Raw genomic sequence first — 22533 nt, forward strand, 5'->3', positions numbered from 1 at the left:
CTCACTGAGTATTTAATTTTCTGGAAGCCGGTCTTTTAGTATCTCACTAACTATTTAAAAACTTTCTTTTGAGCCTTTCAACAAAGCTCATCTTCCACCCTTTACCCCAATGATGTATTAAATAAGTATCTTTCTCTATATAGCTATACATAAGCTGCTTTCTATCGTGCACCTTGGCGTAGGGATTATAGGGATAAAAACACGGCCAGGGTAACAGCTTAATGTCTGATGCATCTTTTTTTACACAGATATTCGCCACTTCTGGCGCTATCAGAAAAGGCTTGTTTTCGCGATGACGACTTTCAATAAGCTCAATAGCATTCTGAAAAAAATGGTGGCCCGCTACACCTCCCAACACGGCGGTATTGAGCCGACCTTCATCTTCATAACCTAAAAAACAGTCATGCTTTAACAGAGGTTCTAAGCTGCGCACGGCTTCAATATCTACGTCGAGGTACACCCCTCCATGGTCACGCAACGCCACCATACGCATATAGTCTGAAAGAAACGCCCACTGTTTTTTTTCCAAGCAGAAAGCGATAAATGGATGACTTCGATCAATCGAATTTTCGTTCCACTCTATGATTTCAAAATCAGGCATAGCAAGGCGCCATGTTTCAACGCATTGTTTATACAACGCAGACATTTCACGCCCACCAAACCAACAAAAATGAATTTTCTTAGGTATCATAAATTACTCAATTTTATTGCCGAACTTGATCAAAAAATAAGGATAGTCGCTAAAGTAGCGCTTAGACAGGCGACGCGGCTCTTTCAATAGGCGATAGAGCCAACGCAGATGAAATTTATTTATGAACTCAGGATAGTAATCATCGCCCCGCGCTTGCACTAGCTGGTCCAAATACCCACCACATGTAAAGCCCGTACCCTGCCACCCCTTTGCACGTGCACTCAACAATACTTTTTCCTGTTTTCCTGCTCCCATACCAACAATCAGAATATCAGCAGACACCGCCTTATCCATACAATTTTGATAGGTATCCTCATTATCAAAATAGCCTGGCTCGGCAAGCAGTATTCTTATCCCTGGATACTTGCTCTCAAGCAAATCTTTAGCTTGTTGAATATTTTCTTGCGTTCCTCCGATTAGGGCGATAGATAGATCGTTTTGACAGGCGTGGTGAAAGACAACCGGTGCCAAGGAGGTATCATCAAAACTGGTACGCTTAATGACCCTTTTTTTAAACAATCGGACATAGGCAACAATAGCAATACCATCGGCCAGAAAGTTTATCCTCTGGCACTCTTGATAGATCAGTGACTGACATACCACGCCAAGCGAATATGGGTTAATAAAACTATAATCTTCGCCTAACTGAAAGATGAATTCCTCTTCTAACTTTATCATCAAAGCTTTCCTATCTAAAATTAACGTTGCTGCCTGTTAGACGCCAATATACCTCGCCAATCCACAATTAGAAAACCAAACTCCTTAAACACAATATATACAGACATGAAGTTCTGAATAACTAAACATAAAAGCAGTGAGTATGCGGCGCCTTCTGCGCCAAATCGCGGTATTAAAACAACAGAAGCGAGACCTGCTATCAGCACCGAATAAATGAGAATATTTCTTGCTATTTTTTGATGATCTGTCATTAACAAAAACAAAACAACAGAGCCTGTCATTACGTTAATTAACTGAGCCACGACTAAAATGCGCAGCACATTACCTCCAGACTTATACTCTTCTCCAAAGAAAGACAGCACCCACTCGGGCCACACTAAAAAAAAGATAGAAGGAATAAGTGAAAAACAAAACATCTGCATAGCACTTTTTTGTGCCAAGAGACTTAGAGCTTGTATATTATTTTCATGATGCAAACCTGAAAACCGTGGCCCTAAAATACTATCGTACACCGTTAGAATAAACCCGATGACCATTGCCATTCTTAAGCCAAGACTAAATATCGCCACTTCACTTTCGGTCTCGAACAGACCAAGCACAATGCCTAATCCCCACTGAGTATAGAAAAATATAATACCCACTAACAAAAAGTCAGGCAGACTACTATAAAAACTCTTAGAAAATGTTAGTGTATCTGTAAAGACAAGGCTACTTTTCTTATAAACACCTACTACCAACCCAAGCGCCACTACCAAGTATATAGCCAACACAACCGCCAGCATTAATACCAAATGAATAACATTTAATGAAACACCTAGCAATATTGAACACGCTATAATCACGAGACTAAGCAAAATCGAAATACAGCCTATTTCAAATAAACAAGAAATATTGGCCTTACCCCACCCTTTTAAAATGAAATTACATAGATAAATAATGGTATACAAGGGCGCAATAGCTGCCGTTACCCTCAAGCTTGCCACCCCTAAACCGTGATCAGAGAAGAACCACTCGGATACAGCGGGTGCCAAAAACCACAGCAAAGCAGCCAATAGCACACTAAATACCAAATTTATAATAAAGGCTTGCTTATAAACCCAGTACACTTCATCCCTGCTTTTATTTGAAAGTGCCACACCCATAAATTTCAGTGTTGCCCTATCCGTCCCTATACTGGCAAACACCTGCAAACCAATCATAATAGAAAAACATATCATGAAAGCGCCAAAATCTTGAACGCTCACCTGTGTAGCAAGAACATAAGAGAGCAAAAAAGTGCCGCCTGCAGCAACCCCTCTGGCGGCAAATGTTGTTAATAACTGATTTTTAACTAAGCTCATATACACTCTTTAATGAATTTATTAGCAGGCATTAAACCATACCTTCTCTATATAATATTCTTGCGGGCGTCATATCACGGCCTTTTAGGCTATACACAGCACCCGGCACTTCCTGTCGCTAATAATAAGTAGGAATAATAAACTCTTTCTTACCCCTATGCACGCGATAGAAAACCTCTGCCTCAAAACCCTCACTCAACAACTGCCTTCAAGCTTAGGCTGCTTCGTACAAAGCCGAGCGTATAAACGACCCTAAAGAGCTAATATCTCCCTACGAAATTGATTGTTAGCTACAAAAAAACCGGCCTCACAAGAGGCCGGTTCTATTAGGTCTGCTAGGCAGATTACTCTTAAAGCAAGGTTGTTAAACCAGGCTTAGAAGAAGTAACGAACGCCTGTCAGCCAGTATGCATCATCAGTCAGGTTATCAAACTGCTGACGTGTGCTGTCGTTGCCAGCTTTGGCATCGTTATCGTTAACTTCCACGAACACGTCCATAGCGCTGGAAACTTTGTAGTAACCACCCAGAGACCATGCTTTGCTGCTGTCCTGACCGTCGCGGTTGATGTTGTAGAAATCACCCGTGAATGCCCAAGGACCAGTGGTATAGGTAGCACCTAGACCAACCGTGTTGTAGCCATTTTCGTCTTTCGGGCCCATGCTGTCTTTGTAGCTGTCGCCATTATTGTTTTGGCGATTTTCATAGCCCAGACGCGCAGAGAACTGGTCGGTGAACTGGTATTGACCGATCAGGCCATACATCATTTTACCGTTACCACCGCCGCGACGTACGTCTTCAACAAAACCCAGACCTACCGTAACAGGACCGTTCTCATAACGAACACCACCCTGAGGAGCAATAACGTTGCCCTTCTCAGAAGTCCGCTCTTGACCGTCAAATAGGGGAGCGTTTGGATCCTCAACATAACCACGCTCGCTGTAGTTTTTCAGCTGCAAGAAGGCAGTGAAACCTTCTAGGTCAGGCGTGTAGTAACCAATGGAGTCGCCACGCGACTGCTTAGCATGACCAGCGAATTGAAGGCCATTATTGATGTAAACATCGAACGGGCTGGAAACGAACTGCAGGTAGAAGCTGTCGAAGTTACCCGCTTGGAAGGTACCGTACTGCTGGCTCTGAATACCCAGGTAGCTCTGGCGAAGTTCGTCAAAACCGGTACCAGCGTCTTCCTTGCTGTTGGCTTTGAAGCGCCACTCAAGACGACCAAATGCAGTCATGTCGCTAGTGATCGCCTGGCTCATGCGCAGACCAAGACGCGAACCAACGTTTACAAAATCGCCGCTGCGGTTGATGCGCTGTGCTTGGGTATTACCATCTGCATCTTCATAGGTTTTATCGCTGTACTGAGAGCCGCCGCCTTCAATACCCAGACCGATACGGCCATAGATGTCCAGCTTGGTGCCGTCCTGGTCATATACGGTAGCTGCTTGAGCGGCAGCCGTGGCGCTCAGGGCACCGATGATAGCAGTCGCTAAAAGTGTCTTTTTCATGATATAGGTTCCTTAACTAGCTTACTGTTTCGATCGTAGCTGCCGGGCTTATATGGGCCTTCAGCAGTTGGCTTGCGGGCCGTGCTCGTTTTCTCATCCTCTGGTTTTTCCCAGTGGTATGTGGCACGTCCTCAAACAAACCTTGTTATAGTCCAATGCTCGCACGTCAAACTCTATACCGGGATTTCACTTAACGCAATAAAAAAAACAGTGTTTTTTTATGAAATAAGCAATTTCAAGGAACCCCACCAGCGTAATCAGGTCTCAGCGCGCTTTGAACCTTTGCTGCAGGTCTTTTAATTTATCTTCCATGCTCAACGGCTTCTCTTGTCTAACCTTATCCGCCTCTTCACCCTTGGCCTGGAGGGTTTGCGTCGCTATCGCCGGTGCTGATAGGTGGGCGCTCTTTTTTTCTAAAGGCTTTTTTTGTGGCGTGCGCTGTACACGCTCTGTTGTCTCTAATCCTTTTTGTTTCGCCTTACGTTTCTCCGCAGCGTGCAAAGCTGCCTCTTTATCTACCTTTCCGGCCAACTGGCCATCCAGGTCAATACGCTCCCCACCTTCCCGTACCGATTTTAAATAACGCGGTAAATTCACGTAATTAGCCAAGGCGCGGCGAATCAGCTTTCCTGACCAAGGCTCACGTGCTGCCAGGTCTTGATGAATGCCGACTTTTAAGGGCTTCGTGTGGCCTTTGAAAAAGGTATTCGGGTAACGCTGATACCACTCTTTTAGAAGGGCATGAGGCGACGGAGGCTGCGTTTCATGAGTAGCCAAGGCTTCAGCGGCATCGGCTTCGGGATTTGGTTCAACCGCAGGCTGAGCCAGCGCCACCTGTTCTGTGCCTTCATGCACGCCATCCGTGCTTGCTTGTTGACTCGGCGCACTGGGCTCGTCGAGCGTTTGTTGCAGCGTAACTGCTTGCGCTGCGAGCTGCTCTTTTAACTGCGCGTTCTCCCGCCGCTGGGCTTGCAACTCCCTTTGAGCCTGCTCAAGGCGCGACTCCAGGCTGTCTAATAACTGCATTACACTGGCGGCCATACCTTCTCCTTTGACCTTTTTTAGTCAGCAGTGCGCTCATAAACTACAAAATCGTACGCTGGCTTGCCTTCAGAAGGTGTCCCAGCCACACGCTGTACTTCCCGCCACTCGTCGGCAGCCAATTCGGGGAACGCAGCATCACCTTCCACTTCAACATCCACTTCTGTGATGTAAAGCCGCTGTGCGAATGGTAGCGCTTGGCGGTAGATCTCTCCTCCCCCCATCACCATAATTTCTTCAGCCGCATCAATCGTTGCCTGCTGGTCTGCCAGTGCCAAAGCGGCGGGCAAGTCGTGGCAGACTCGAACACCGTCGGGTGCGAACTCTTTATTATGTGTTACGACTATATTAAGCCGATTCGGCAGCGGCTTGCCAATGGAGGAATACGTTTTGCGCCCCATTACCAGCGGTTTTGCCTGAGTCATACGTTTGAAGAATTTAAGATCTTCCGGAAGATGCCAAGGCAGCTTACCATCCACACCAATAACACGGTTTTTGGACATTGCTACAATCATGGCAACAGGGACTAAAGGTTCAAATTCATTGCTGGTAAGGCTCATACCGCTACCTTGGCTTTTATATGGGGGTGGGCGTCATACGCTTCGATGTGGATATCATCAAAGGTAAATGCAAATAAATCCTTCACCTCAGGATTCAGCACCAACCGTGGCGGTACTTTCGGCTCACGCGTGAGCTGCTCTTCCGCTTGCTCAAAATGGTTGCTATAGAGATGTGCATCCCCCAGCGTATGAATAAACTCTCCCGGCTCAAGCCCCGTTACCTGCGCCACCATCGCCAGCAGTAGCGCGTAGCTTGCAATATTGAACGGTACGCCAAGAAAAATATCGGCACTGCGCTGGTAAAGTTGGCAGGAAAGGCGACCGTTTGCTACATAGAACTGAAACAGACAGTGGCAAGGCGGCAGTTTCATTTCATCCACCTGAGCAGGATTCCAGGCGGAGACTATCAACCGACGCGACTGTGGTGTGGTACGAATTTGCTTCAACACGTTGGCAATTTGGTCGACGCTGCCTCCTTTAGGGTCGGGCCAGCTGCGCCATTGATAGCCATAAACAGGGCCAAGATTGCCGTGCTCATCCGCCCATTCGTCCCAAATGCGTACACCGTTTTGCTGTAAATAGGCAATATTGGTATCGCCTTTCAGAAACCACAAGAGCTCATGGATAATAGAGCGCAAATGCAGCTTTTTCGTCGTTATCAGTGGAAAGCCGCGTGATAAATCAAACCGCATTTGATGACCAAACACCGAGCGTGTACCCACCCCGGTACGGTCGTTGCGGTCTACGCCATGCTCCAACACAGTGCGCATTAGATCCAAATACGGCTGTTCAAGCGCAGGTTGGGCACCGGCATTCATCGTCATATTTGATGTAGGCGTGGTAACAGTCACAGAGTTTCCAAAATTGCAGGCTATATAGAGGCGTATTCTAGGCCGCTTGGCTGCGAGGGTCTAGCGCGAGGGATTAATGGCCGATGAAGCATTCGCAAGGCGTAAGGAACAACGCCCATGGGCACCTTTCTGCATTTTGGCACCGCTGCGCGGTGCTTCCGCGCCGGGCCGCCGCTGCGGGTGCGCTGCGCTTACCACGCGCTACAATTTCACCTAACGCTTTAATTATTTAAATGTAGCGCGTGGTAACGCGTCGTGAGGAACGAACGGCAAGGCACCCGCGGGAGGCGGCGGAACGACGCCCGTTGGGCACCTCATTCGCCCTGGCACCTCTCTGCATCTTGGCACCGCTGCGCGGTGCTCCCGCGGGTGCGCTGCGCTTACCACGCGCTACAAATTAGCTAACGCTTTGATTATGCAACTGTAGCGCGTGGTAACGCGTCGTGAGGAACGAACGGCAAGGCACCCGCGGGAGGCGGCGGAACGACGACCGTTGGCACCTCGCTGCATCTTGGCACCGCTGCGCGGTGCTCTCGCGCCGGGCCGCCGCTGCGGGTGCGCTGCGCTTACCACGCGCTACAAATTAGCTAACGTTTTGATTATGCAACTGTAGCGCGTGGTAACGCGTCGTGAGGGACGAACGGCAAGGCACCCGTGGGAGGCGGCGGAACGACGCCCGTTGGCACCTCGTTCGCCTTGACACCTTTCTGCACTTGGCACCGCTGCGCGGTGCTCTCGCGGGTGCGCTGCGCTTACCACGCGCTACAAATTGACCTAACGCTTTGATTATTTAGGTGTAACGCGCTGTTGCTTTGGCACTTACTTCACTACTAACGTTTAAACCTTGGCATCCACCGGTTGCGAGCGGGACCATGCCATAAGGACTAATCCTAGTGCGATCATGGGCACCGTCAGCAACATTCCCATGGTGACCCATCCGAATGCCAAGTAGCCAATATGCGCGTCGGGCATGCGGACAAATTCAACCAGGAAGCGGAATGCGCCGTAACCGATTAAAAACAGCCCTGAAATGAAGCCTCGCGCGCGGGGTTTGGCAGATACCCACCACAAAATCACAAACAGCACCAACCCCTCAAGCAGGGCTTCGTAAAGTGCTGAGGGGTGGCGTGGCTCTGGCCCCATCCCGGGGAACGGCATTCCCCACGGCAACGATGTGACTCGCCCGGGAAGCTCATGGTTAATAAAGTTGCCTACTCGACCAGCGCCCAAGCCAATGGGTACCAGCGGGGCAATAAAATCCGTCAGGGTAAAAAAGGCAAGCTGCTTGCGGCGTGCAAACCACCAGGCTGCCAGCAGCACACCGAGCAACCCGCCATGAAAGCTCATGCCGCCGTCCCACACGCGGAAGATCCATAGCGGGTCAGCCGACCACTGTCCTAAGCCGTAAAAAAGTGCATACCCCAGCCGTCCACCAGCGACCACACCTATCGCACAGTAGAATATCAGGTCACCAATATCGTCTTTAGTAAGCCCTATCCGAGAAGCTCGCCGACAGCCCAACCACCACGCGGCGATAAACCCCACGACATACATAAGGCCGTACCAATGCACTTGAAGCGGCCCAAGGGAGAACACCACAGGGTCAATTGCCGGGTAATTCATCATTGAAATACTCTAATTACGGAGGAGGAAGAAAGTCACTTAGACCATTACTACACTAGGCTTTGCACGAAAACTGCTTGCGCTCGGCCATGCGGCGTTAAAAATCAGCTCGTGCGCGAGTCCGATCAAAATACTCATTTACACATGTAAACTCGTACGCGAGCTCGGTCCGTTTTTTCGCTGATTTTTGCCTTGCCTGGCCTTCGCTCAGCGACTTTTCGTACAAACCCTAATTAAGCCAAAACGAAGCGTAGACCGACCACAGCCAACAGCAGCGCAAAGCACAACCTTAGTACATGAGCAGGTAGCACATGGGCCAGGCGAACGCCAACACGCGCAAACGGTACGCTGGTGACGACAATGCCGAAAAAAGCAGGCCACATCACAAACCCGGTGGCCCAGTTAGGCAACAGCGGATGCCCCCACCCCATTACCATAAAGGTAATGGCGCCCACTAATGCGATAGGCAGCCCGCATGCAGCAGAGGTACCTACGGCTTGTGTCATGGTAGCCCCACACCGAGACAACCATGGTACCGTCATTGCGCCGCCGCCGATGCCAAATAAAGCGGATATAGCGCCTACTATACCGCCGGCCACGACCATCGCAAATTTGCCTGGGGCAAGAGAGCCAGGCTTGGGCGATAGACCAAAAACCATCTTGGTTGCTAACAGTAGAACAAAGATGCCAAAGAGCGTGCCCAATACGCCACCCGAGAGACTCCCCGCAATAAACACGCCGCCAATGGCGCCCACCATCAACCCCGGGAGCAGCGCTAAAAACCAGGGGCGATAAACACTTCCTTGACGAAAATGCCCCAGCGCAGAGGAGGCACCAGTGATGACAATAGTGGCCAACGACGTGCCTACGGCTAGATGCATGGTGATCTCTGGCGGTATGTTTTGTAGGCCAAATGCAAAAACCAGTACCGGAACGATAATAAGCCCACCACCGACACCAAAAAGCCCCGCCATCGTACCTGCCGCCGCGCCCAAGGCTAAGTAACCCAACAAGATAGACATCACACTCATTGGCCAGGTGCCTTGTGTGGGCTATCGGGCAGCCATTTGGAAATCATTCCCAGTAATTTTTCAGGTTGATAAGGCTTGGTGAGCAAGTCATTCATGCCTGCATTTTTGCACTCGGCAAAGCCTGCATTGTCCGCATTGGCCGTTAGCGCAATCAGGATGCTAGGGCGCTTTCCGCTTGCCTGTTCATAAGCCCGCCAGCGCCGGGAGGTTTCCAAGCCATCAAGAGTAGGCATAAAAATATCCATAAAGACTAAATCAAACGAGCTAGATTGTTGGCGCTCAAGCGCTTGCTCGCCACTGCTTACGCCCTCGACATCTAACTCGTGAACTTCCAGCATTTGCCGTGCAAGCATCAGGTTAACCGGACCATCATCAACCACAAGAACGCGTAAAACGTGGTTTGGTACGGTATTGGCAGGTGTCACGTCGTTCTCATTAACACGTTGATAAACCAGATTGGTCAGCAACGTGCGCACATCAGCCAAGTGCTCACGAATACCCACAACCTGACGACGACACTGCGAACACTCGTCACTTTCCAGGATGCGTCCTAACTGCTCATCCAAGTCATCAGTTTCACGCTGAAGCAGTGTTAAATAACCTGATTTTAAACGTGACTCTTCTCGAGCCCGGTCACGCCCGGCAACAAGCCGCTTGAGCTGCTGCTGTTGATGATGAATATCATCCAACAGTGCCTGATCTTCTTTTACTTGCTCGGTGGGGTGGCGTGATCGCTGAACGCTTTCAATATAGCGCCCAAGCCCTGAAAACATTTCATTGATTTGGGCCAGGCGTCTCAGCGGTCGAACAGGTGCCCTGTTGAGTTCAGGTACGGTGTGCTTTTTGTCAGGCAACATTTGCAAGACACTAAACCGCAGCGACTCACTATGCCGTTCAAGTTCGTCCAGTTCCTGTATAAAATAGGCCTCTTTCTGTTTTGTACGTACTTTAACCAGCATCAGAAAGGCGGATACATTCATGGAACTGCCCAATAGCAGTGCAAGCGCCACCCACAGGGTGGTACTCCATGGCGCCTGTGTAGGCGACATCCACCAAACGGCGAGCCCAACCAGCATGCACAGCACGATTAACGCTGCCTGAGCAAGCAACATTGGCCAGAGAATAGGCCAAACGATGGCGTTCCAGAAATGCTCTTCGCGATTGCGTTGCATGCGTTCGCGCCTTCCTGATTGGCTAGAGACAATCCACCCCGATGAGGTGATGAGTGTTATGTTACTCGCACAAGTGTACGACGATGCCCTTAAGCTGTCATGCTGAGCATGTCGATAATGACCAATGCTGAGGACTCACTATGTGCTTGATGGCATTCGCCTGGCAACCTGGCACAGCGCTGCCCTTACGCTTGGCAGGTAATCGTGATGAACTTCATGTCCGACCAACGGCGCCTTTAGGCTATTGGGATGACGCCCCCGCCCTTTTAGGCGGGCGTGACCTTGAAGCAGGCGGCTCATGGCTTGCTGCCACACGAGGCGGTAGAGTCGCGGCGCTTACCAATGTACGCGACCTTGCGATGATGACACCTCCCGGTGCGCCCAGCCGGGGCGAACTTGTCGCCAATGCGCTCCAGTGCAGCGATATTGAGCAGTGGCTAACCGACCTTGCTCACCATAAAGCTCACCGCTACGCAGGGTTTAATTTGTTAGTCGCCTCCACAGACCGGCTTTGGTATCTCCATCATGGCCAGCACGGCATTACGCTCAGCGATGTGCCGCCCGGCGTGCATGGCCTTTCCAATGCGGAATTGAACACTCCCTGGCCAAAAGTGCAAAGCGTGCGAGAAGCACTCGCGCAAAGCTCGTTGGATAACTGGCGCTCCTCTTTGGGCCAGGCGCTGCATAATACTCAACAAGCGCCGGACGCCCAGCTACCCAAGACAGGGGTTGAGCTTGCGCTAGAGCAAAGGCTTTCTGCCGCGTTTATTCTGGGCGAGACTTACGGCACGCGCGCCACGAGCTGGTTAACGCTTGATCACCAAGGCCATATAGACATCACCGAGCAACGCTTTGGGCCCATGGGTCGTTTCAAAGGCGAAACGACCCTGGCCATATCGTGAGGCAACAGCGTTAATCGCGTGGAGGCAACAGGTGCGAAAGCTGCCACTCGTCCATGCGCTTATTGAGATGCTCGTGTACCTGGAAAGGCGTGTCCAGATCCATGATCTCAGCCAGCAGTGCTTTGGCATCCTGAAGTGTCACGCGCCGAATGGCCGCACGCACTTTGGGTAAACTGGGGGCGTTCATTGAAAGCGCGTTAAACCCCATGGCCATTAATAACAGCGCCCCAGCGGGGTCACCGGCCAGTTCGCCGCATAACGAAATGGGTTTATTAAGCCGCTTGGCATCCTGGGAAAGCTCCTGCAGGGCGCCTAACAGTGCCGGATGCATTGCATCATAAAGGCTGGAAACCCGTGCATTGTTACGGTCAACCGCCAGCAAATACTGGGTGAGATCGTTACTGCCCACAGAGAAAAAGTCGACCCGCTTTGCCAGCGCATCCATTTGATAAATAGTCGCTGGCACCTCAATCATCACGCCCACCTTGGGACGCTTTATGATGATGTCCTCTTCCCCCAGCTCAATAATCGCGCGATCCAATAGTCGCAGCGCCTCATCCACTTCCTCGACATTGGTAATCATCGGGAAAAGCACAGAGAGGTTGTTTAAACCATGAGAAGCCTTCAGCATGGCACGCAGCTGCACCATGAGCACTTCTGGATGATCCAGCGTTACCCGCATCCCGCGCCAGCCTAGAAAAGGATTGGCTTCTTCAATGGGGAAATAAGGCAGGTCTTTATCGCCCCCAATATCCAGCGTCCGCATCACCACGGGCAAGGGCGCAAACCCTTCTAACTGCTCGCGATACATGCGCATCTGCTCTTGTTCGCCGGGGAAGCGCTCCGTAATCATAAACGGCACTTCCGTACGATAAAGCCCAACCCCCGCAATACGGCTTTTGAGCAGTGTGGTGGCGTCTACCGCCAGCCCCGTATTGACCATCAGCGGCATTTCATGGCCATCTGGGGTGGTACTAGGCAGGTCCTGCTCATGCTCCAGAAGCTCGCTTAACGCTTGTTCATCCGCAATTAAGCTTTCATAACGCGACGTCAGCTCAGCCGATGGACGAACAAACAGCCGCCCACGGTGTCCATCCAACACAACCGGTGCGCCACTTAAGCGTGGCAAGGGTAAATCCATCATGCCCAGTACCGTGGGGATCCCCATAGCACGGGCGACAATGGCAACGTGCGATGTACCTGAACCTCGCACAGAAACCAACCCCTTGAGCTTCTCTCGCGGCACTTCGCCCAACATGGCGACACTAATTTCATCGCCCACTAAAATGGCGTTATCGGGGTAGGTTTCAGGCGTTGAGGGCGCTCCCTCTTGCAAATGGGCCAATACCCGGCGGCCTAAATCACGAATATCCGCAGCGCGCTCGCGGAGATAATCGTCATCTACCCGCTCCAGATATTGAACGTGGCGTCGCACTACATCGGCAAGCGCACCCGGCGCCCACTGCCCTTCACGAATACGCTTTTCAACCTCTTCAGAAAGGGCTGCTTCACCCAACATCTGCTGGTAAACATCAAAAAGCGCCAGCTCCTGGGAGGAGATTCGGTTGACTAGACGCTCGGCTGCTGCACGAATTTCATCGCGAGTTTTACCGATCGCCTCTTTTAAACGCGCAATTTCATACGCTTCATTATTGGGGATTAGGTCTGGCACACTATTAAGGTCAGCCGGTGGCGTAATAACGACCACCTCGCCCATGGCAACACCGGGTGACGCTGCGACCCCTTTAAACATGGTCTGCCCGCCCGGCAAGGCAGGCCGCGCAAGGTTACCCGTTGCCAGCGCATGAGCCAGCACGCCTGCCAACTGAGCGGCCATGGTGACCAGGAAGGCTTCATCTTGATCATCATAGCGGCGTTTTTCAGCCTGCTGAACAACCAGCACACCCAGCATATGGCGCTGGTGAATAATCGGCACGCCTAGAAAACTGGAATAGCGTTCTTCACCGGTCGATTCAAAATAGCGAAAATGAGGGTGAAGCCGTGCATCTTCCAGGTTCAATGGCTCGCTGCGCTTGGCCACTTGGCCCACCAGCCCCTCCCCTAACGGCAGCACAACGCGTCCTACCGCTTGAGTACGCAGACCAATCGTTTCCATTAAAACGAGCGACTCAAGCTCTTTATCATAAAGGTAGAATGAGCACACATCGGTCTGCATGGCCTTGCGGATACGACGCACCATCGTCGACAGCGCGGCGTCCAGGTTGCGTGCACCGTTTACTTCCTGAATAACACGACGCAATACCTCAAGCATGGACGTTTTACTTTTCACATTGTTTGCCTCGCTGAGGATCTTTTCGACAGACTTTCACCGCTCATCCAGAGCCGTGGAGCACGTTATTTTTCATCATCTTGTGCCAGGCGCTGAACGCGGGGAGAAAGCTCTCTTAGCGCGCGCCGATACACCTCTCGTTTGAACGGTACCACTTGCCCGAGTGGGTACCAATAGCTCACCCACCGCCAACCATCGAATTCAGGTTTGGGCGTTGCCGTCATACAAATTCGATTTTCCTGACAGCGAATTCTCAGCAAATACCATTTCTGTTTTTGGCCAATACACACTGGCCGTGAATGGGTACGAATCATGCGTCGTGGTAGACGGTAGCGCAGCCATCCCCGGGTACAGGCGATAATATCAACATCATCGGCGGTTAGGCCGATTTCCTCAAAAAGCTCACGAAAAAGAGCCTGTTGCGGTGTTTCGCTTGCGTTAATGCCTCCCTGGGGAAACTGCCACGCATTCTGTCCTACACGACGCGCCCAAAGCAGCTGCCCCTGGCTGTTAGCAATGATAATGCCAACATTGGGGCGAAAGCCGTCAGCGTCGATCACGGACATCACCTTATTAAATTTTCAGTTATCCCCATTTTTCCACAAGGGTGACAAGCGTATCAATACAATATAACGCCAAGTCGTGAACGCGTGCGCGGCTCGGGTGGGAAAGAACCAAGGACTCTGCGATAATCCGCCCCTTTGTTTTGCCGTTCATACCTATAACTTTCAAACGATAATCGACCATAAGGGGAGCGCCGTGAGCCTGGCTATTTTCGATCTGGATAATACGCTGATATCCATCGACAGCGATCATGCATGGGGTGAGTTTTTGCTCGAGCAAGGCGCCGTAGACCCCGTCGCCTATCGCGAAGCCAACGAGCGTTTTATGGCCGATTACAAGGCGGGCACGCTGGATATGGCGGCGTTTCTGGAAGTGGCACTTAAGCCGTTAGCGGACAACACACCTGAACAGTTAGCGGCTTGGCATCAGCAATTTATGGCCAGCAAGATAGAACCGCATATTCTTTCCAAGGCCGAAGAGTTATTGGCGCGGCACCGCACCCGGGGCGACACACTGCTTATTGTGACCGCGACCAACCATTTTATTACCGCTCCCATTGCTGAGCGCTTGGGCGTTGATTATTTGATCGCGGTTAACCCGGAAATGGAGAATGGTCGCTATACCGGGCTCGTCTCCGGCACCCCCAGTTATCGGGAAGGCAAAATTACCCGTTTGCATGAATGGTTAGAAGACAAGGACTTTACGCTGGACGGCGCCTGGTTCTACAGCGACTCACATAATGACCTGCCACTGCTTGAAGAGGTTGATCACCCGGTAGCCGTTGACCCGGACGACACCCTCCGCCAGATAGCCGAACAGCGCCAATGGCGAATCATGAGCCTTCGTGATTAGCGCTTTAAGAGAATCACCGTCAGGTGGCTACGCACGGCTCCCACGGATGGCGCCTTGAGGCACAGAATCAACCCCGGCACCGCTGCGCGCTGCTCCCGCGGGTGCGCTGCGCTTACCACGCGCTACGAGAATCCCCTCAGATGGCTGCACACATCGTAGCGCGCGGTAACGCGCCGTGAGGAACGAATGGCAAGGCACCCGCGAATGGCGGCGGTACGACGCCCGGATGCGGCACCGCTGCGCGCTGCTTTCGCGGGTGCGCTGCGCTTACTACGCGCTACAAGAATCCCCTCAGATGGTTGCACACATCGTAGCGCGTGGTAACGCGCCGTGAGGAACGAATGGCAAGGCACCCGCGAATGGCGGCGGTACGACGCCCCGGCTGTGCCACCGCATTTCAACCCCGGCACCGCTGCGCGCTGCTTTCGCGGGTGCGCTGCGCTTACCACGCGCTACAAGAATCCCCCAGATGGTTACACTCATCGTAGCGCGCGGTAACGCGCCGTGAGGAACGAACGGCAAGGCACCCGCGAATGGCGGCGCCAAGCCGCCCCGGATGTGTCACCACATTAACCCCGGCACCGCTGCGCGCTGCTCCCGCGGGTGCGCTGCGCTTACCACGCGCTACAAGAATCCCCTCAGATGGCTGCACATATCGTAGCGCGCGGTAACGCGCCGTGAGGAACGAATGGCAAGGCACCCGCGAATGGCGGCGGTACGACGCCCCGGCTGTGCCACCGCATTTCAACCCCGGCACCGCTGCGCGCTGCTCCCGCGCCGGGCCGCCGCTGCGGGTGCGCTTCGCTTACCACGCGCTACAAGAATCCCCTCAGATGGCTGCACTCATCGTAGCGCGTGGTAACGCGCCGTGAGGAACGAGCGGCAAGGCACCCACGAATGGCGGCGGTACGACGCCCGGATGCGCCACCGCATTAACCCCGGCACCGCTGCGCGCTGCTCCCGCGGGTGCGCTGCGCTTACCACGCGCTACAAGGATCCCCCAGATGACTACACACATCGTAGCGCGTGGTAACGCGCCGTGAGGAACGAATGGCAAGGCACCCACGAATGGCGGCGGTACGACGCCTAGAGGCACAGAATCAACCCCGGCAACGCTGCGCGCTGCTCCCGCGGGTGCGCTGCGCTTACCACGCGCTACAAGAATCCCCTCAGATGGCTGCACTCATCGTAGCGCGTGGTAACGCGCCGTGAGGAACGAACGGCAAGGCACCCGCGAATGGCGGCGCCAAGCCGCCCTGGCTAAATAACAGCAATAAAAAAACCCCGCAAGCAGTGCTTACGAGGTTTGCATTAGCTAGCAGCGCCAGCCGAGCGTTTAGCCGAGCAGGTGCTCAACGGCTGCGCGCTCTTCACGCAGTTCTTTCTCGGTTGCTTTCATCTTCTCTTGGCTGAATTCGTCAAGCTCAAAGCCTTGAACGATTTCATACTTGCCGCCCTGGCAACGCACCGGGTAGGAGTAGATGATACCTTCGGCGATGCCGTAGCTGCCGTCAGACGGAATTGCCATGCTGACGATACCTTTGGAGCCCAGCGCCCAGTCGTGCATGTGGTCGATGGCTGAAGAGGCAGCGGAGGCGGCAGAAGACGCGCCACGTGCTTTGATGATCGCCGCGCCGCGCTGCTGTACCGTCGGGATAAAGTCGTTTTCGTACCAGTCACGTTCAACCAGATCAAACGCCGCTTTACCGTCAACCTTGCACTGAGCGATATCGGGGTACTGGGTTGCGCTGTGGTTGCCCCAGATGATCATGTTTTCAACGTCGGTCACGTGCTTACCAGTTTTCTGGGCCAGCTGCGTCAGGGCGCGGTTATGGTCCAGACGCGTCATGGCAGTGAACTGACCTTTGTCCAGGTCCGGCGCGTTGCACGAAGCAATCAACGCGTTGGTGTTGGCCGGGTTACCCACCACCAGCACTTTAACGTCACGGCTAGCGTGATCGTTCAGCGCTTTACCTTGTACAGAGAAGATCGCGGCGTTGGCTTCCAGCAGATCTTTACGCTCCATACCCGGGCCACGCGGGCGCGCACCGACTAACAGGGCGAAGTCAGCATCTTTAAATGCAATGTTGGCATCGTCAGTGGCAACAATGTCTTGTACCAGCGGGAAGGCGCAGTCGTTGACTTCCATAACTACGCCGTTCAGCGCGTCCATTGCTTGCGGAATTTCGAGCAGCTGAAGAATGACAGGCTGATCCGGCCCCAGCATATCGCCAGCGGCGATGCGGAAAATAAGAGAGTAACTGATCTGGCCGGCACCGCCGGTAATCGCAATACGTACTGGATCTTTCATCATTGCTCCTTGGTTGGTTCGCCTTCAAATGGGTCGACAGAACTCAAGATGCCAAGATGTTATGCGCAGTCATGCAAAAACTCAATCATCCATACGGTGACTTTGCCTTCATCGGGCCTGCCAATCACTCGCTGCAAGCCGTTGGTTGCGCTATTGTATCGCTGCACCTTTTTTATTGTTCGTGTGTCGTTGCACACAGTTGCCAGGGATAGATCCCCCTTTATGCGCAAACTTCCCTCTTCTTATATGCTGGCCAGTTTACTGGTATTGGGTCTGGTCATTTGGTTAGTGCTGGGCGATTTCCAGCGCTTTCAATCCGCGCCTCCCGAGGCACAAAGTAGCTCCGTAAGCGGTCCGCGCGTTGAAGTGATGACACTCGACAGCGTGCCCTACATCCCTCAGCAAATGGTTCAAGGCCAGCTAACCGCCGAGCGTGAGGTCACCCTGCGCGCCAACGTCGGTGGGTTTGTCGTTGAAAAACCTATTGCCCAAGGGAGCCCTGTTGAGGCCGGGGATACGCTACTGGTGCTGGATAACGACGCCCTGCCAGAACGCTTACAGCAAGCCCGCGATGAACTTTCGCTCGCCCAAGCTGAATACTCCGGCGCCCAGAATTTGCGTGATCGTCAGCTTATTTCCCAGCCCGAACTGCTACGTTTACAAGCGTCTTTAAGCGCGAGTGCAGCGCAAGTCGCTCAGCTTGAAAAACAACTTGCCGACTCACGCCCTCAAGCCCCATTTAGCGGCACGCTGGACCGTATTGAGGTTGAATTGGGTGATCTCGTTCAACCCGGCGAAGAGTGGGGGCGACTGGTAGATGATAGCCGTTTAACCGGCACCGCTTGGGTGTCTCAGCAACAAGTGGGTGACCTGGCCGTTGGCCTGCCCGTTACGGCTCGCTTGCTCAATGGCGCTCATCTTGAGGGCGAGCTGAGCTTTATTAGCCGCCGGGCCAATGAAGCGACGCGTACGTTCTATGTCGAAGCAACGCTGGATAACCCTTTGCAGCTGCCCATGTCCGGCGGTAGCGCGGAGCTTACGATTACCCTGCCGCCCCGCTCTGTACACAGCCTCTCACCTGCTCTGCTGTCTCTTGGCCATGAAAACCAGCTGACTATCAAGCATATCAATGCCGATAACGAAGTGATTGAGACGCCGGTGGAGCTGGTTAGCGCGACGATTGAAAGTGCCTATGTCAGTGGGCTGCCCGATCAGGTGCGCTTAATCACGCTGGGCGCTGGCCTTGTGAATCCAGGCGAGGTTGTCGAGCCTGTTTCTGTTGACGCTGCATCCGAGGCCCGCTAATGCGCCAGTTGATTGATGCCGCGCTTCACCATACGCGCACCACGCTGTTTCTGCTGGTTAGCCTGCTGCTGGCAGGCGTGGTTGCCTGGCAGGTCATTCCCAAGGAAGCCAACCCCGACGTTACGATTCCGCTGATTTACGTTTCGCTAACGCTGGAGGGCGTGAGCCCGGAGGATGGTGAGCGTCTGCTGATTCGTCCTATGGAGCAGGAACTGCGCGGCATTGCAGGACTGCGTAAGTTCACCGCCCAATCCAACGAAGGCCACGCCTCTATTTCATTGGAGTTTGACCCAGGCTTTGACCCTGACAAGGCGCTTTCCGACGTTCGTGACCGCGTTGATATCGCCCGCAGCGACTTACCTTCCGAAGCGGATGAACCGCGGGTTATGGAAGTCAATGTGTCGGAATTTCCGGTACTTAGTATTGGCCTTTCCGGGCAGTTGGATACCCGAGAACGGATTACCGTGGCGCGCCGCTTAAAGGAGGAGATTGAAGGCATCGCTGATGTGCTGGAAGTGGATATTGGTGGTGAACAGGAGGACTTGCTGGAGATCGTGGTCGACCCACTGGTGCTGGAGAGTTACGGCATCGATTTTAACGAGCTGTTTAACATCGTCTCCAATAACAACCGGCTGGTAGCGGCGGGCAGCCTGGATACTGGCGCAGGGCGTATGGCGTTGAAGGTGCCCGGCGTTATCGAGTCGCTTGAAGATGTTATGAACATGCCGGTGAAGGTGGATGAGGACCGCGTTGTTACCTTTGGCGACGTCGCCTGGATTCACCCCACCTTTAAAGACCCCGCAGGCTTTGCGCGTATTGATGACCAGCCCGCCGTAGTACTGGAAATATCCAAACGCGCTGGTGCCAACATTATTGCCACCATTGCTGCGGTGCGCGAAACACTCGACCAGGCAAGTGATTTGTTGCCCGAGCAGTTAAATATCACCACCATTCTCGACCAATCGGTCACGGTTGAGGATATGCTCTCAGAGCTTCTCAATAACGTACTGACCGCCGTAGTACTGGTGCTCATCGTGGTGGTCGCCGTGATGGGTTTGCGCATGGCGCTTCTGGTGGGCCTGACTATTCCTGGCGCCTTTTTAACCGGTATTCTGCTGGTCTGGGCATTTGGTTTCACGCTCAACATTGTGGTGCTCTTCGCCTTGATTCTGGTCGCGGGCATGCTGGTAGATGGGGCGATTGTGGTGAGCGAGCTGGCAGATCGTCATCTGCGCGAGGGGCAATCGCCCCATCAGGCATGGCTGAATGCCGCCTCACGCATGAGCTGGCCGGTGATCGCCTCTACCGCCACGACACTCGCGGTGTTTATCCCCCTGCTGTTTTGGCCCGGCATGGTCGGTCAGTTTATGAAGTATCTGCCGGCAACCGTTATTCTCTGTTTACTGGCGTCGCTGGCCATGGCGCTGATTTTCTTACCCACGCTTGGGCGACTGTTTACCCGCACGGCCACCGAGCCAGCGCAGGGCGGAACTCGCCCCGACCAAAGTACTCGGCTGGGCCGCGCCTACCGGCGCTTACTTTCCCGCCTGCTGGCTCGCCCTGGCTGGGTACTTATCATTGCCGTGCTGCTGCTGGCATTAATTTACACAGCCTACGGGCGCCTCAATCACGGGGTCGACTTCTTCCCCAACGTTGAGCCGGACAGTGCCCAGGTGTTGGTACGCGCCCGTGGCGACTTCTCTGCTCAGGAGGCGGATGCCATTGTTCAGCGCGTGGAGGCACGGCTATCAGGGATGAGCGAAGTACAGGCGCTCTATGCGCGTTCGTTTGCCGTTCCCAACGAGCAACTGGGGAACGATGTTATCGGCGTACTCCAGTTTCAGTTTATTGATTGGTATGAACGCCGCCCTTCCCGAGAAATTTTGGCCGATATGGCCGAACGCGCCAGCGACATTCCCGGTATTCGCCTGGAGTTTCAGGAGCAGGAGATGGGGCCAGGAGGCGGAAAGCCTATCGTTCTGGAAGTCAGCGCCATGAACCCAGCCGTTGCCGATGCGGGGGTGGACCAGTTACAAGCCATCATGCATGAGCTAGGGGGCTTCGTGGCCATTCAGGATAACCGTAGCCTGCCTGGCGTGGAGTGGCGGATCAATGTTGACCGGGAAGCGGCCGCGCGCATGGGCACTGATATCACGACCATTGGCAGTGCGGTGCAACTGCTTACCAACGGCTTACAGGTGGCCAGCTACCGGCCGCCTGACGTTAGTGATGAGGTCGATATTCGAATTCGGTTACCGGAAGGTTGGCGCTCACTCGACCAACTCGGCCGCATGACGATAAACACACCCCGCGGGCAGGTGCCTATTTCTCACTTCGTGGAGATTACTCCGGCACCCAAAGTAGGCACGCTTAATCGTATTAATGGGCGCCGAGCCATTACCGTCGAAGCTGATTTGGCGCCGGGGTACCTGGCAGATGAACGTTTAAGGGCACTGTTTCAGGAAGCGCAAGACAAGCTGCCCGATGATTTGATGGTGAATGTGGCCGGTGAACAGGAGGACCAACTGGAGGCGATGCAGTTCTTGATCAGTGCATTCTTTGTCGCTATTGGGCTGATGTCGCTGATTCTGGTGACCCAATTCAACAGCTTCTACCAAGCGATTCTAGTGCTTTCGGCCATCGTCTTCTCGACAGCCGGAATATTGATAGGGCTGCTGATCACGGGTCAGGCCTTTGGCATTGTGATGGTTGGTATGGGGGTTATTGCGCTGGCCGGTATCGTGGTGAATAACAATATCGTATTAATCGATACCTATAATGAGCTACGTCTTGAAGGGATGGCACCGGCCGAGGCCGCATTGGAAGCAGGCTGTTTGCGGCTTCGCCCGGTGCTGTTAACGGCAATCACCACGGTACTGGGTTTGATGCCGATGGTACTGGGCATGAACGTCAACCTGTTCGCACCATCACTTGGGTTCAACGCCCCTTCAGCGCAGTGGTGGACACAGATGTCGAGCGCTATTGCGGGCGGGCTTACCTTCGCGACCGCCCTCACTCTTCTGCTGACGCCCTGTATGCTGGTGCTGGGTGGCAAACTACACCGCCACAAGCCGTAGCAGCCAGACGAACACAGGGGGCCGTTTGAGCGGCCCCCTTTCTCTTATTGACTCAAGGCCAGCGTGGCATCTTGCGGGCCATGAACCACGTCCTTGAGTTCAACATGACGGATCTCATCAATATCCGTTAGCTCATCCAGATCGAAATGAATGTAGTTAAGGCTATCGTAAGAGCGCAGGTGAAGCGTCCGCTGCTGAAGGTCAATCAGTGACGTCCAGGAGGTGTACTCCGAGGTGTAGACACGGTCATTGTTAACCCCGGGGGCGGCAATATTTTCAATCGAGTCGCGGAATCGGTTGTCGATGGTAATACCGCGTGGCCGGTCAAAGTTATTCATGACATGGGCAAGCGTCGTGATGGCGCTGTCTGCATTTTCTGCTTTTTCAGCAAACTGGGAGTAGTAAATAGCGCGCACAAAGCGCCCAACTGACGTATTCGACGCAGGCAGCCCGGCCGTCGCAATTCCTGAGTCAGGTTGAGCAAGTTTTACCCCACTCAGTTCCAGCTTTGACTGGTCAATGTTACTTAAAAACGTGTAGTTATTCAGGTTGGTCATGTGCCAGGAAAATTCTGGCCCGTTGGTCATAACCCCTAGCGGGTTGTCGATAACATTCTGTTCGTGATTAGCAAACTCAATCACGATGGATTTACCCGTGGCATCGTGCAACGTGTAGTGAAACGGCGTATCCAGCACGCCCATCGGCAGTAGCGACGTCACCATAACAGGTTGCTCTT

General features: G+C 53.2%; 19 protein-coding genes. 4 read left to right on the forward strand and 15 right to left on the reverse strand.

What is annotated here, in order from left to right:
* Positions 1 to 46: 46 nt before the first annotated feature.
* From ACT3RQ_RS01795 to ACT3RQ_RS01840, 10 genes are all read right to left on the reverse strand, one after another.
* The gene (locus ACT3RQ_RS01795; protein ID WP_444679855.1) at positions 47 to 691 is read right to left on the reverse strand and encodes a glycosyltransferase family 32 protein; all 645 of its coding nucleotides are present in this window, start codon (positions 689 to 691) and stop codon (positions 47 to 49) included.
* A gap of 3 nt (positions 692 to 694) precedes the next feature.
* Positions 695 to 1369 (reverse strand): WecB/TagA/CpsF family glycosyltransferase, encoded by a 675-nt coding sequence (locus ACT3RQ_RS01800; protein WP_444679856.1) that lies wholly within the window; start codon positions 1367 to 1369, stop codon positions 695 to 697.
* A gap of 20 nt (positions 1370 to 1389) precedes the next feature.
* The gene (locus tag ACT3RQ_RS01805) at positions 1390 to 2709 is read right to left on the reverse strand and encodes an oligosaccharide flippase family protein (protein WP_444638655.1); all 1320 of its coding nucleotides are present in this window, start codon (positions 2707 to 2709) and stop codon (positions 1390 to 1392) included.
* Between the two features lie 375 nt (positions 2710 to 3084).
* Complete coding sequence (locus ACT3RQ_RS01810; protein ID WP_444638653.1) at positions 3085 to 4218, reverse strand: porin; 1134 nt, start codon at positions 4216 to 4218, stop codon at positions 3085 to 3087.
* Between the two features lie 264 nt (positions 4219 to 4482).
* Positions 4483 to 5259 (reverse strand): ProQ/FINO family protein, encoded by a 777-nt coding sequence (locus ACT3RQ_RS01815; RefSeq protein ID WP_444638652.1) that lies wholly within the window; start codon positions 5257 to 5259, stop codon positions 4483 to 4485.
* Positions 5260 to 5279: 20 nt separating this feature from the next.
* Positions 5280 to 5819 (reverse strand): dihydrofolate reductase, encoded by a 540-nt coding sequence (locus ACT3RQ_RS01820; protein ID WP_444638650.1) that lies wholly within the window; start codon positions 5817 to 5819, stop codon positions 5280 to 5282.
* Complete coding sequence (locus ACT3RQ_RS01825; protein ID WP_444679869.1) at positions 5816 to 6643, reverse strand: thymidylate synthase; 828 nt, start codon at positions 6641 to 6643, stop codon at positions 5816 to 5818. Before ACT3RQ_RS01825 ends, ACT3RQ_RS01820 begins: the two co-directional genes overlap by 4 nt.
* 864 nt (positions 6644 to 7507) lie before the next feature.
* Positions 7508 to 8296 carry a prolipoprotein diacylglyceryl transferase gene (gene lgt / locus ACT3RQ_RS01830; protein ID WP_192527995.1) on the reverse strand — a complete coding sequence of 263 codons (789 nt, stop codon included), beginning with the start codon at positions 8294 to 8296 and terminating at the stop codon, positions 7508 to 7510.
* Between the two features lie 230 nt (positions 8297 to 8526).
* Positions 8527 to 9324 (reverse strand): sulfite exporter TauE/SafE family protein, encoded by a 798-nt coding sequence (locus tag ACT3RQ_RS01835; RefSeq protein ID WP_444679857.1) that lies wholly within the window; start codon positions 9322 to 9324, stop codon positions 8527 to 8529.
* On the reverse strand, positions 9321 to 10496 hold the full coding sequence (locus ACT3RQ_RS01840; protein WP_444679858.1) for a response regulator: 1176 nt from the start codon (positions 10494 to 10496) through the stop codon (positions 9321 to 9323). The genes ACT3RQ_RS01835 and ACT3RQ_RS01840 overlap by 4 nt, the downstream gene beginning before the upstream one ends.
* Positions 10497 to 10636: 140 nt before the next feature.
* On the opposite strand from ACT3RQ_RS01840, the gene ACT3RQ_RS01845 reads away from it, so the two are divergent.
* The gene (locus ACT3RQ_RS01845) at positions 10637 to 11398 is read left to right on the forward strand and encodes an NRDE family protein (RefSeq protein WP_444679859.1); all 762 of its coding nucleotides are present in this window, start codon (positions 10637 to 10639) and stop codon (positions 11396 to 11398) included.
* Positions 11399 to 11408: 10 nt separating this feature from the next.
* Here ACT3RQ_RS01845 and ptsP read toward each other — a convergent pair whose 3' ends face one another.
* Entirely contained in the window at positions 11409 to 13670 is a 2262-nt protein-coding gene (gene ptsP / locus ACT3RQ_RS01850) for a phosphoenolpyruvate--protein phosphotransferase (protein ID WP_193053751.1), read from the reverse strand.
* Positions 13671 to 13753: 83 nt separating this feature from the next.
* Positions 13754 to 14248, reverse strand: coding sequence for an RNA pyrophosphohydrolase (locus ACT3RQ_RS01855; protein ID WP_172116181.1), 495 nt, complete (start codon positions 14246 to 14248; stop codon positions 13754 to 13756).
* Between the two features lie 199 nt (positions 14249 to 14447).
* On the opposite strand from ACT3RQ_RS01855, the gene ACT3RQ_RS01860 reads away from it, so the two are divergent.
* A complete protein-coding gene (locus tag ACT3RQ_RS01860; protein WP_444679860.1) occupies positions 14448 to 15104 on the forward strand; it encodes an HAD family hydrolase in 657 nt (218 codons plus the stop codon).
* A gap of 829 nt (positions 15105 to 15933) precedes the next feature.
* On the opposite strand, the gene ACT3RQ_RS01865 is transcribed toward ACT3RQ_RS01860, so the two are convergent.
* Both ACT3RQ_RS01865 and ACT3RQ_RS01870 read right to left on the reverse strand, forming a co-directional pair.
* Complete coding sequence (locus ACT3RQ_RS01865; protein ID WP_444679861.1) at positions 15934 to 16287, reverse strand: hypothetical protein; 354 nt, start codon at positions 16285 to 16287, stop codon at positions 15934 to 15936.
* A 153-nt stretch (positions 16288 to 16440) separates the two neighbouring features.
* A complete protein-coding gene (locus ACT3RQ_RS01870; protein ID WP_444679862.1) occupies positions 16441 to 17415 on the reverse strand; it encodes a malate dehydrogenase in 975 nt (324 codons plus the stop codon).
* A 222-nt stretch (positions 17416 to 17637) separates the two neighbouring features.
* Between ACT3RQ_RS01870 and ACT3RQ_RS01875 the strand changes: the two genes are divergently transcribed.
* Positions 17638 to 18720 carry an efflux RND transporter periplasmic adaptor subunit gene (locus ACT3RQ_RS01875; RefSeq protein WP_444679863.1) on the forward strand — a complete coding sequence of 361 codons (1083 nt, stop codon included), beginning with the start codon at positions 17638 to 17640 and terminating at the stop codon, positions 18718 to 18720.
* Entirely contained in the window at positions 18720 to 21797 is a 3078-nt protein-coding gene (locus tag ACT3RQ_RS01880) for an efflux RND transporter permease subunit (RefSeq protein WP_444679864.1), read from the forward strand. Before ACT3RQ_RS01875 ends, ACT3RQ_RS01880 begins: the two co-directional genes overlap by 1 nt.
* A gap of 44 nt (positions 21798 to 21841) precedes the next feature.
* Here ACT3RQ_RS01880 and ACT3RQ_RS01885 read toward each other — a convergent pair.
* The coding region (locus ACT3RQ_RS01885) for a linear amide C-N hydrolase (protein WP_444679865.1) at positions 21842 to 22533 on the reverse strand (692 nt) is incomplete at its 5' end.

The organism is Halomonas sp. AOP43-D1-4 (assembly GCF_052446175.1).
Taxonomy (GTDB): domain Bacteria; phylum Pseudomonadota; class Gammaproteobacteria; order Pseudomonadales; family Halomonadaceae; genus Vreelandella; species Vreelandella citrativorans.